The sequence below is a fragment of the Pyxidicoccus xibeiensis genome (genome assembly GCF_024198175.1).
Classification (GTDB): domain Bacteria; phylum Myxococcota; class Myxococcia; order Myxococcales; family Myxococcaceae; genus Myxococcus; species Myxococcus xibeiensis.
This window is the reverse complement of record NZ_JAJVKV010000004.1, coordinates 674,127-684,628: the sequence shown is the minus strand read 5'-3', so window position 1 is coordinate 684,628 and position 10,502 is coordinate 674,127. Positions and strand designations below refer to the sequence as shown.

Sequence of the window (10,502 nt, the reverse complement as noted above, 5' to 3'; positions counted from 1 at the left end):
CTCAGCGCCGCCGCGTGACTGGACTTAAGTCACCGGTGTCAGGCGTCTCACCCTTGGTTGCCAACCTCGAGACCGACTTCGGGGAGGTGGGCGGGCGTGGGACGAGCTGGTGGAAGAGGCTGGACTCGCGCTGGAAGAAGCCCTCGGTGTGGAAGGAGTCGGACAGCTCCAGCAGCGCCGCTCGCACAGCTCCACCCCCAGCTCGGCGGTGGCGCGCTCCAGGGCGGGGCGGCCGCCGGCGGCCAGGGCGTCGTGCAGGGCCTTCACCCGGGGCGCGAGCGTCCGGGCCTGCCGGATGCGCAGCGCGCTGACGCTGTCGCTCATGCGGTAGACGCGCTGCTGCGCCGGGGTGAGGTCGTCGTAGTAGTCGAAGGGCACGGCGGACGGACTCCCTCGCCTCGAAGGTAGGGCAACCTGGCGGGTGGGGCGACCCGGCGCTGGAGCCGGAGGGGCGCTCCCTCGCACCGCCGCCGTTCCTAGCACCCGGCCGGGCATCGCCGCGCGGGTTGGCTTCCGCTGGGGGTTGGGAATGGCGCGACGCGCCTCGCTGCTGGCTGGCCTCCGGGTTCGTGGCGCTGAAGCTCCGCGGATGCGGGCTCCGTCCCAGCCGGGGACGGGGCGGTGGATGCCCTCGGGTGAGCCGGAGGATTCCGTTCGTGGCCGCCCCTGCGTCCCGGATGGGAAACCGATTCCACACAGCGGGTCGCCGCGCTGCCCTGGGGGATGTCCGTGAGTGGACGTCCGAGCGGCCGGGCGGGCCGGGCACGCCGGTTGCTCTATCGCGCGGGCATGCATCGAGGCGTCTGGGTGGGGGCGGTGGTGGGGATGCTGCTGTGGGGCGGAGCGGCGGAGGCCGCGCGCAAGAGCGCGCCGAAGCGTCAGGCCACCGTGTCCCTGGCGGAGCGGGCCGTGTGGCGCGCGAAGAACTGGGTGGGGCTGCGCTCGCTGTCGACGGTGAGCACCTCGGTGAACGATGACTGCTCGGGCCTGACGCAGCTGGCGTACCGCAAGCCCGGGCTCAGCCTGATGCCGGAGCGGACCCTCCCCGGAGAGAACGGGGTGAAGGCCATCTACCGGAAGGCGGGGGACCTGGGCACGCTTCGCGAGACGCCGCGCGCGGGGGACATGGTGTTCTTCCGGAACACGCATGACCGCAACCGCGACGGACGGCTCAACGACGGCCTCACGCACATCGGCATCGTCGAGCGCGTGGGCGCGGACGGCACGGTGACGTTCGTCCACCGCGCGGGCAATGGCGTGAAGCGCGGCCACTTCAACCTGGCGCGCCCCGATGCTCGGAAGGACGAGAAGGGCCGCATCCTCAATGACTGGCTGCGCCGCCGCGACAAGCGCAACCGCGGGTACCTCGCGGGCGAGCTGGTGGCGGGCTTCGCCTCCGTCGACGAGCGGTGGAAGAGCACGCCCGCGCCATTCTCCGTGGCCCGGGCGAAGGTGAAACAACGGTAGCCGGGTGGAGCCGCCGACGAAGCTCCGCGCGTCCCGACCGCACGCTGGCGGAGCGGTGGTGCCTGCACCTTCGCGGGGGACGCCCCCTCGGGCGGAGGAGGTGGGGGTGACGCCAGGGGCCGGAGGCGCTATGCACGGTCTTGATGTCCAGCACGGATGGTCGACCGGCTCCGGAGCCCGAGGAGCCCGAGCGCGCACGGATGGAACCCGACGGGCCCGAGCAGGGCGCTCCTTCCGCATTGCCCGTGTCGGAGGAAGCGGCGATGCCTCCTGGGACTTCGGCCCGTCCCCACGACGCGGTGCCGCCTCCGGGCGGGGCGCCATCCCCTGGCGAAGGGGCGACACCCTCGGGCACCCAGGCTCGTCATGGCGTCTCGGTGACGCCCTCGGGCACGCCAGCCCGTCCCGCTGGCGTCGCCTCGTCCTGGTGGCGTGGCTCCCGGCGCAAGAAGGTGCTGCTCGTGCTCGCGGGGCTGCTGCTCGCCTTCGCGGTGTACGAGTACGTCACGCTGCCCTCCGCCGAGCCGCTGGAGAAGGAGAACCCGAAGACGACCGCGCTGATTGAATGGCGGGCGGAGCAGGCGCGGGAGGAGGGGAAGAAGGCCCGGCGACGCCAGCACTGGGTGGGGCTGAATGCCGTCTCCAAGCACGCGGTGGCCGCGGTGCTCATCTCCGAGGACGCCGGCTTCTACGTCCACGAGGGCGTGGACACCTCGGAGGTCCGCAAGGCCCTGGAGGAAGCGTGGGAGAGGCGCCGCCTGGGACGGGGCGCCTCCACCATCACCCAGCAGCTCGCGAAGAACCTCTGGCTGTCCACGGACCGCAGCCTCCTGCGCAAGGCGAAGGAGCTGATACTGGCGCACCGGCTGGAGGAGGCGCTCACCAAGAAGCGCATCCTCACGCTGTACCTCAACGTCGCCGAGTGGGGGCAGGGCGTCTACGGCATCGAGGCCGGCGCGCGGGAGCACTTCGGCGTGTCCGCGTCCCAGCTCACGGTGGCGCAGGGGGCCATCCTCGCCGCCATGCTGCCGGCGCCGCGCAAGCGCTCGCCCTCCTCCGGCTCGCGGGCGCTGTGGCGGCGCGCGCACTGGATTGTGGACCAGCTCGCGTCCGTGGGCCGCATCAGCGCGGCACAGGCGGATGAGGCCCGCGGTGACATCGACCGGCTGCTGGGCCGCAAGCCGGCGGGTGGCGACGACGAGGACGACGGCGAGTGACGGCGCGCGCTGCTCGGGGCCTGCGGCCCCGCCGGTTGCATCCTCACGGAGCGCCTGGCGGTCGTGTCCAGCCCGGGGCATACGGACGTCGAACCGCCAGGCCCCCTCCCGGCCGCCATGGCCCGGAAGGAACGTTCATTCCACAAGGGCGCCTGTGCCTGCCGGACGCGCCCACGTCCTGAGCGTCACCCCGGGCGGGCCTGCGCGAAGCGCTGGTAGACGAGCGCGCAGACCGAGATGGCGGCGACCCACGCGATGAGCGTGCCCACGAAGAAGAACACCCCTGTGCACACCACCAGCGACACGATGGCCGCGTAGGACACAGGCGGGCGCAGCAGCCGGACGGCGGCGGCCATCGACAGGACGTACGTCGCGAGGAACGACGACGTCGAGTACGGCAGCAGGTCCGCGATTCGCAGCTCGGCCGCCCACGTCACCCCGAGGGCCAGCATCGCGACGACACAGAGCGCCGCGAGCGCCCGGTGGGGCGTGCCCGACGCGGACGTGACGCCGACCCAGGAGGGGAGCTGGCGGCGCTCGCCCAGCGCGAAGGCGAGCCGGCTCGTCCCCGCGACATACGCATTCAGCGGGATGAACGAGAGCAGCAGCCCCGCGATGCCCACCACCCGCGAAGCGCCGGGCCCGAAGACATGCCCGGCCAGCATCACCAGCGACGCCTGCGCACTCCCCGAGCCGCCCTGCGCCCCGGTGCCCACCGTGACGATGGCGAGCGGCAGGTACACGAGGCCGACGATGCCCACGGCCAGGAGGCTGGCCCGCCAGATGTCACGCGGGTCCTTGAACTCCCGCGCGAGCGGGGTGATGGCCTCCCAGCCCACGAAGGCCCAGAAGAGCTGCACCGCGGCGAGCCCCACCGCCGCCGGGCCCTTGGCGAAGAAGGGCGTGAAGGCCCGGGGCTCCACCTCCGGGAGCGCGCGTCCGACAATCAACGCCAGGCCCAGGACAATCACCCCCAGCGTCACCAGCTGCGCCATCGCGCTGACGCGCAGGCCCACGAAGTTCACCGCATAGGCGAAGGCCACCAGCCCCGCGCCGAGCACGAGGGCCATCGTCCTGCCTCCGCCGAAGACGCTCGCGCCGTACTCGCCGGCGATGAGCGCCACCACCGCCGTGCCGGTGGGGACCTGCGCCAGGAAGAGCCAGCCGGAGACCGCGCCCCAGCGAGGGCCGAAGGCGCGCTCAATCGCATCCGAGAACCCGGCCGCGTCGGCGCGCTGGCGCGACAGCGCGGCGTAGGTGAGCGCCAGCGGCAGCGACAGCAGCACCAGCCCCAGCCACGCCAGCACCGACGCCGGTCCCGCCGTCTCCGCGGCGACCCCGGGCAGCACCAGCACGCCCGTGCCCAGCACCGAGCCCACGTAGAGCGACACGCCCTGCCACAACCCCAGGGTGCGGCGCAGCGGCTGCTCTCGTCCCGGAGCACTGGTGGGAAGGTGGGTCGCGGTGGCCGTGCTGGATGACATGACTCCTCACTTTCTCCACCGACGTATTTCCCACCCAAGTGGTCCGGACAATGGCCACTCCCGGCCACTTCGTTATGACCACTTCGGCATCCTCGGTACGGCCGATTGACGGCTTCACGGAGGGCGCGGCTACGATGGCGCACATGCACTCCACCTCCCGTGTGCTCCTGCTGCCGCTGTGGGTCCTCTCCTTGCTGCTCGTGGGGTTGCCCGCCTCGGCCGCGTCGCCCGCGCCGGGCTCCGAGCGGGTGGTGGCCATCCTCCCCTTCGGCAAGGTGAAGCAGGAGGTGCTGCAGCGGGTGGCCCAGGAAGTCCAGGCGCGCCTGCGCGTGCAGGTGCGCTTCGAGCCCCGGCGGGAGCTGCCGAAGGAGGCGTACTACGCCCCGCGCAGCCGCTGGCGCGCGGAGAAGCTGCTGGAGGCCATCGACAAGGACCCGCCGGAGGGCGCGTGGAAGGTGGTGGCCGTCACCGACGCGGAAATCTCCACCACCAAGGAGGACATCCACGACTGGCGCGTCGGCGGCCTGGGCACCCTCGACGGCCTGGCCTGCGTGGTGTCCACGTACATCTACCGCAAGAGCAGCCCGACGGAGGACGTGCTCATGCGGCGCGTGGCGGACCTGGCCGTCCACGAGTTCGGCCACACGCTGGGCTTCGACCACTGCGAGACGGAGGGCTGTGTCATGGCGGACGCGCAGGGCAAGGCCATCGAGTCCGCGGACAAGAGCAGCGGCCACTACTGCGCGAAGTGCCTCGGCGTGCTGTCCGCCGAGGACCGGGCCTGGGTGCGGGACGCGGTGAAGCGCGAGGCCACGCCCGCGTCCCGCTGAGGCGCTACAGCCCGCCCACCTCCAGCGCGCCACCCAGCCCGGGGAAGGGCTTGGTGATGACGGCCTGGAAGACGATGTCCTCGAGCTGGATGCTCACCGGGAGCTGCGGCGTGCCGATGCCGCTGCGGACCACCGTGTTGCTGACGATGAACCACACGCGCCGCCTGCCGATGGCCTGCTTCAGCGCGGGCGTGTCCACCACCACGGCCGTGCGCGTGTTGGGCAGGAAGTCGCGCACCGGAAGGACCTCCACCGCGGTGTTGTAGTAGTTGGGCCGGTCGAGGTCCGTATACGTCCGCGGCTGCTCGGGCGTGGCCGTGCCGGTGAAGGACAGCCGCGCGGAGGTGCGCAGCGTCAGCGTGGGTGACGGGTTCACCACGGTGAGCGTGGCGGAGACCTCGTCGACGATGATGTCCAGGTCCTGCGTGTTGACTGTCTCCTCCGGCAGGTCCAACGCCACCTCCGCGTAGACGGGCTGGAGCACCGAGGTGACGGGCACCGTCTGGTCGAAGGGCTCGGTCTGCACGACGATTTCCGCCGAGCACGCGGACAGCAGCAGGAGGCAGGAAGCGAGGAGGGCGCGGGTCATCATCGGAAGGTCCAGGAGAGGTCGAAGACGGGGAGGACGGGGAGGCTCTCGCCAGGAAGGGCCGGGTCGCTCATGTCCACGTAGGCGGCGCCCAGCCCGAAGCCGAAGCCGTCACCGCCGTAGCGGATGCCGGCCGCGGCGCGGAAGGCGGAGCCGCCCTCCACGCGCACGCCGGCCTCGCCCACCACGGACCAGTGGCCGAGGAAGTTGAAGCCCACGCCACCGGTGAAGGAGAGGTAGTCGGAGGTGTAGTGCGCGTACCGCGCCTCGCCCTGCACCAGCAGCGGGCCCAGCGCCAGGCCGTAGACGCCGTAGAAGGACGGGCCGGACAGCTCTGGCTCGAAGCTGCGCAGCGCTGGCGTCTCACCCGTGACGATGTCCGAGTACGTGGAGGCGCCCACGAAGTGCGTGTAGCGCGCGCCGAGCACCACGCGGTGCGGGCCGGCGGCCACCGCCCAGCGCAGGCCCAGGTTGGGCGCCAGCAGCGCATCCGCGTAGACGGAGGTGTCCACGGCCAGCCCCGCGAAGAGTGGCAGCGCCGTGCGCTGGAGGCCGAGCACCGGCGCGTCGATGACCTCCGCCGCGTCCGTGGTCATCAGGCGCGCGGTGTTGGTGCGGACGCCCGAGGGCTCGGAGGACTCGGCGGAGGCGAGGGAGGGAAGGGACAGGGTGCCGAGCGCGCAGGCCAGGAGGGGGCCTCGCGCGCTGGCTGGACATCGGTAGGTCACGCCACTTGCTCCTGGAGAGAGGGCCGCGCCTGTCTATTGCGGAATCCCACCGGAGGCGGCTTCCGCCGCGGGGCTTTTGTCCACTCCTCACCGCTGCGGGCAGGCCCGCTTCTGGAGGATGGGCGGCCGGGCGGGCCCCGCCGTGTTTCTCGTTCGCGACCTGGCGTGCGCTGGAGTACGGGGAGCGGATGGAACTGGAGCCGGTCCCCGACGAGCGGCCGCGCGTGCTGGAGCTGCTGCGCCAGTATGGGTGGAACGCGACTTCTTTCCAGGTGCTCCAGCCGGGCTTCCACTACTGGTTCGACCCGGCGGGCGACGCGTGCGTGGCGTACGTGGACACGGGGGGCGCGTGGGTCGCGGCGGGGGCGCCCATCGCCTCGGAGGAGCGACTGCCGCACGTGGCCGGGGCCTTCCAGGCGGCCGCGCGCGAGGCGGGCCGGCGCGTGTGCTTCTTCGCCACCGAGCCCCGCTTCACGGAGCGGGTGCCGATGGAGGCCCTGCCGGTGGGGGAGCAGCCGGTGTGGGACCCGACGCACTGGCATGAGGTGGTGCGCGGCAGCCGGAGCCTGCGCGAGCAGCTGCGCCGTGCGCGCTCCCGTGGCGTGGAGGTGCGCGAGGTGCCCGCGGCGGTGCTGGAGGACCCGGCCCATCCCACCCGGCAGGCGGTGGAGCGGCTGCAGGCGCGCTGGCTGGCGTCGCGGCGGATGGCGCCCATGGGCTTCCTGGTGCAGCTGCGCCCGTACACCTTCGCACGCGAGCGACGTGCCTTCGCGGCGGAGGTGGACGGGACGGTGGTGGGCTTCCTGGCGGTGTCGCCCGTGTACGCACGCGAGGGCTGGTTCCTCCAGGACCTGCTGAGGGACCCGGAGGCACCGAACGGCACGGCCGAGTCGCTGGTGGACGCGGCCATGCGCGCGGCGGCCGCGGAGGGCCGGCGCTACGTGACGCTGGGGCTGGCGCCCCTTTCCGGGCCGGTGCGGCCCTGGCTGCGGCTGGCGCGAGCCTGTGGCAGGCCGCTGTTCGACTTCGAGGGCCTGCGCGCCTTCAAGGCGAAGTTCCGTCCGGACACCTGGGTGCCCATCCACGTGGCGTACCCCGCGCCGGGACGCGGGCTGGCCGCCGTCTACGACTCGCTGCGCGCCTTCGCTCGGGGCAGCCTGGTGCGCTTCGGCGTGGCCACGGTGCTCCGGCGACCCCGGCTGCTGGTGAACGCACTGGCCGTCCTGCTGGTGCCGTGGACCGCGCTGCTGGCGCTCCCCTTCACCCGGCGCTGGTTCCCCTCCACGGCCGTGCAGTGGGGGTGGGTACTGTTCGATATTGGCCTGTGCGTCGGCTTCTTCTCGCTGGTGCGGCGCTGGCGGGACGGACTGGCCACCGCGATGGGCGTGCTCACCGCCGCGGACGCCTGTCTCACCTTCGTCCAGGCCGCCACCTACAACGCGGCGCTCGCCCGCGGCGTCGTGGACTGGGTCGTCATCACCGCCGCGGTGCTCGCGCCCGCCTCCGCTTCCGCGCTGCTCTTCAGCGCCAGGGATTTGCGCCTTCCCGTTCGCTAGAGGAACTCTTCCGCGTCCAACCCTCCAGTGCCAGACACTGGCGCCCCACCCGTCTGGACCGGAACCCCAGGACAATGGTGGTTTCGAGAAAGCCTTGTTCCAGCCCGCGCGTTGCGACTTCCTCGCGATGCGTCAGGTGGCTGGAAGGAAGGGGAGAGCATGCGTCCTTCGTCCGGCGTCGCCCTGCCGCTCGCCGTCATGTTGTACGCCCTCACCGGGCAAGCCGAGCCACCTCCGAAGCAACCTGCTCCACCCCCTCCAGACCTTCCGCCGGGCGTGTCCGCCGTGCTCTGGAAGGTCTCGGTGCCGGCGGACCGCGCCCCCACGCCGGAGCGGGTGGCGCTGGGCCAGAAGCTCTTCAACGACAAGCGGCTGTCCGTGGATGACTCCGTGTCGTGCGCCACCTGCCATGACGAGAACTTCGGCTTCGCAGACGGCAAGCCCGTGTCCGAGGGAGTGAAGGGGCAGAAGGTGACGCGCAACAGCCCCACGGTGCTCAACGCCATGTTCAATGCGTCGCAGTTCTGGGACGGCCGCGCGGGCACGCTGGAGGACCAGGCGAAGCTGCCCATCCTCAACCCGCGGGAGATGGGCATGCCCAACCCGGAAGCCGTGGTGGCCAAGGTGAAGGCCATCCCCGAGTACGCGGCGGAGTTCCGCAAGGTCTTCAACCGCGACGTCAACTACGACGACCTGGCGGCGGCCATCGGCGCCTTCGAGCGCACGCTGTACTCCGGCAACGCGAAGTTCGACCGCTTCATCCAGGGCGATGCCAAGGCGCTCAACGAGTCCGAGCGCCGGGGCTGGGCCCTCTTCAATGGCAAGGCGCGCTGCAACTCCTGCCACGCGGGCAACGTCGTCTCGCCGCTGTTCAGCGACCAGAAGTTCCACAACATCGGCATCGCCGCGCACAAGCAGGACTTCGTGCAGCTGGCGCGCGAGGGGCTGAAGGTCGTGCGCACCGGCGACGAGAAGCAGATTGACGAGCTGGCGCTGGAGACGCGCTTCTCTGAGCTGGGCCGCTTCCTGGTGACGAAGCAGGAGAACGACGTGGGCGCCTTCAAGACGCCCACGCTGCGCAACATCGGCATCACCGGGCCGTACATGCACGACGGCTCGCTGACCACGCTGTGGGACGTCATGGACCACTACAACAAGGGCGGCGTGCCCAACCCGTACCTGGACGGGGGCATGCAGCGGCTGGGGCTGACGGAGCCCGAAATCGACGACCTGGTGGCCTTCATGTTCACCCTCACGGACGAGAAGTTCGCGAAGCAGAACGCGAAGCGGCTGGCCGAGCAGCGCGCCCGGAAGAGCCAGCGCCCGGAGCGCGACACGGCGGTGGCCCTGGGGAAGAAGGGCAACCTGGGAGACCTGGCGCCCAACCCGGACCTCGCGGTGAAGAACCCGGCGGAGGTCGGGGTGTACGGCACCGAGACGTCCGTGAAGCCCGCTTCAACGAAGCAGAACTAGGAGGCGCCGCCCATGGGGAACAAGTTCCGCAGCATCGAGACGAAGCACCACGAGGAGCGCGACGCCTTCTTCCGCGATTTGCAGAAGCTGGACCGCCGCGCGTTCATGAGGGTGGCGGGCATCTCCGCCGGCCTGGTGGCGGGCCTGGGGCTGAGGACGCCGCACAGCTTCCAGCTGGTCAACGTGGCCGAGGCGCAGGGGACCAAGCCGCGCTTCTCCTTCGCGTACATCTCCGACACGCACCTGTACGAGCAGAAGCTGAATGACCGGTTCGTCCGCGCCATCCTCAAGGCGGTGGACGACGTGAATGCGTTGGATCCGCAGCCGGACTTCGTCCTGTTCGGCGGAGACCTGGCGCAGCTGGGACAGGCCGCTGAGCTGAAGCTGGGCGCGCAGATTCTCAAGAGCCTCAAGGCGCCCGTGAAGATGATGGTGGGCGAGCACGACTGGTTCCTCGACATGGGGGACCTGTGGAAGGAGCTGTTCGGCGCGCCGAACTACTCGTTCGACCACAAGGGCGTGCACTTCGTGGTGCTCAACTCCATCCTGGAGAAGGACTTCTGGACGGAGAAGAAGCTCACGCCCATGGAGCGGATGAAGATTGTCGCGGGCCTGGACAACGGCCTGCAGTCCCGCTTCGAGGTGGGCGGCCCGCAGCGCGAGTGGATGAAGCAGGACCTGGCGAAGGTGGACAAGAAGACGCCGGTCATCGTGTTCAGCCACTCGCCGCTCTACAAGTACTACAAGCCCTGGAACTTCTGGACGGACGACGCGGACGAGGTGCAGGCGCTGCTCAAGCCCTTCGAGAAGGTCACCGTCATCCACGGGCACACGCACCAACTGCTCACCAACCGCATCGACAACATCCACTTCCACGGGATGCTGTCCACGGCGTGGCCGTGGCCGTACGCGCCGGAGGGGCTGCCGAAGCTCACGGTGCAGATGAACCGGCCGGACCCGTTCAGCCAGTTCGACGGCTGCGGGGACGGGCGGATGGATGTGCTGGAGGCGGGACTGGTGGACAAGCTGTACAACCTCTGGGAGCGCAACCCCATCTCCGTGCGCGCGAGCTACCTCGCGTCGGGTGGGAAGCAGGATGCGCCGCCCCGAACGAAGCTGCCGAGCTACTGAGCGCGAGAGGACACCATGACCTTCCGG

General features: G+C 71.0%; 10 protein-coding genes. 6 read left to right on the top strand and 4 right to left on the bottom strand.

Going from position 1 to position 10,502, the window contains the following annotated elements; genetic code table 11:
• Nucleotides 1-24: 24 nt before the first annotated feature.
• On the bottom strand, nucleotides 25-378 hold the full coding sequence (locus LXT23_RS20660) for a hypothetical protein (protein ID WP_253981928.1): 354 nt from the start codon (nucleotides 376-378) through the stop codon (nucleotides 25-27).
• A gap of 351 nt (nucleotides 379-729) precedes the next feature.
• Between LXT23_RS20660 and LXT23_RS20655 the strand changes: the two genes are divergently transcribed.
• Nucleotides 730-1,467 carry an NlpC/P60 family protein gene (locus LXT23_RS20655; protein ID WP_253981927.1) on the top strand — a complete coding sequence of 246 codons (738 nt, stop codon included), beginning with the start codon at nucleotides 730-732 and terminating at the stop codon, nucleotides 1,465-1,467.
• Nucleotides 1,468-1,730: 263 nt separating this feature from the next.
• Entirely contained in the window at nucleotides 1,731-2,684 is a 954-nt protein-coding gene (locus tag LXT23_RS20650) for a biosynthetic peptidoglycan transglycosylase (protein WP_253981926.1), read from the top strand.
• Nucleotides 2,685-2,869: 185 nt separating this feature from the next.
• On the opposite strand, the gene LXT23_RS20645 is transcribed toward LXT23_RS20650, so the two are convergent.
• On the bottom strand, nucleotides 2,870-4,168 hold the full coding sequence (locus LXT23_RS20645) for an amino acid permease (RefSeq protein ID WP_253981925.1): 1,299 nt from the start codon (nucleotides 4,166-4,168) through the stop codon (nucleotides 2,870-2,872).
• Between the two features lie 143 nt (nucleotides 4,169-4,311).
• Between LXT23_RS20645 and LXT23_RS20640 the strand changes: the two genes are divergently transcribed.
• Complete coding sequence (locus LXT23_RS20640) at nucleotides 4,312-4,998, top strand: hypothetical protein (RefSeq protein WP_253981924.1); 687 nt, start codon at nucleotides 4,312-4,314, stop codon at nucleotides 4,996-4,998.
• Nucleotides 4,999-5,002: 4 nt separating this feature from the next.
• Here the strand turns inward: LXT23_RS20640 and LXT23_RS20635 are convergent, their stop codons facing one another.
• Nucleotides 5,003-5,590: a hypothetical protein gene (locus LXT23_RS20635; protein WP_253981923.1), complete on the bottom strand. Its 588-nt coding sequence runs from the start codon at nucleotides 5,588-5,590 to the stop codon at nucleotides 5,003-5,005.
• Nucleotides 5,587-6,315: a hypothetical protein gene (locus tag LXT23_RS20630; RefSeq protein ID WP_253981922.1), complete on the bottom strand. Its 729-nt coding sequence runs from the start codon at nucleotides 6,313-6,315 to the stop codon at nucleotides 5,587-5,589. The genes LXT23_RS20635 and LXT23_RS20630 overlap by 4 nt, the downstream gene beginning before the upstream one ends.
• A gap of 188 nt (nucleotides 6,316-6,503) precedes the next feature.
• On the opposite strand from LXT23_RS20630, the gene LXT23_RS20625 reads away from it, so the two are divergent.
• The 3 genes from LXT23_RS20625 to LXT23_RS20615 all read left to right on the top strand — a co-directional run bounded on the left by LXT23_RS20625 (nucleotide 6,504) and on the right by LXT23_RS20615 (nucleotide 10,475).
• Nucleotides 6,504-7,871, top strand: a complete 1,368-nt coding sequence (locus LXT23_RS20625) for a DUF2156 domain-containing protein (protein WP_253981921.1) — start codon at nucleotides 6,504-6,506, stop codon at nucleotides 7,869-7,871.
• A 159-nt stretch (nucleotides 7,872-8,030) separates the two neighbouring features.
• Nucleotides 8,031-9,344, top strand: a complete 1,314-nt coding sequence (locus LXT23_RS20620; RefSeq protein ID WP_253981920.1) for a cytochrome-c peroxidase — start codon at nucleotides 8,031-8,033, stop codon at nucleotides 9,342-9,344.
• A gap of 12 nt (nucleotides 9,345-9,356) precedes the next feature.
• Nucleotides 9,357-10,475 (top strand): metallophosphoesterase family protein, encoded by a 1,119-nt coding sequence (locus LXT23_RS20615; RefSeq protein ID WP_253981919.1) that lies wholly within the window; start codon nucleotides 9,357-9,359, stop codon nucleotides 10,473-10,475.
• The last annotated feature ends 27 nt before the right edge of the window (nucleotides 10,476-10,502 follow it).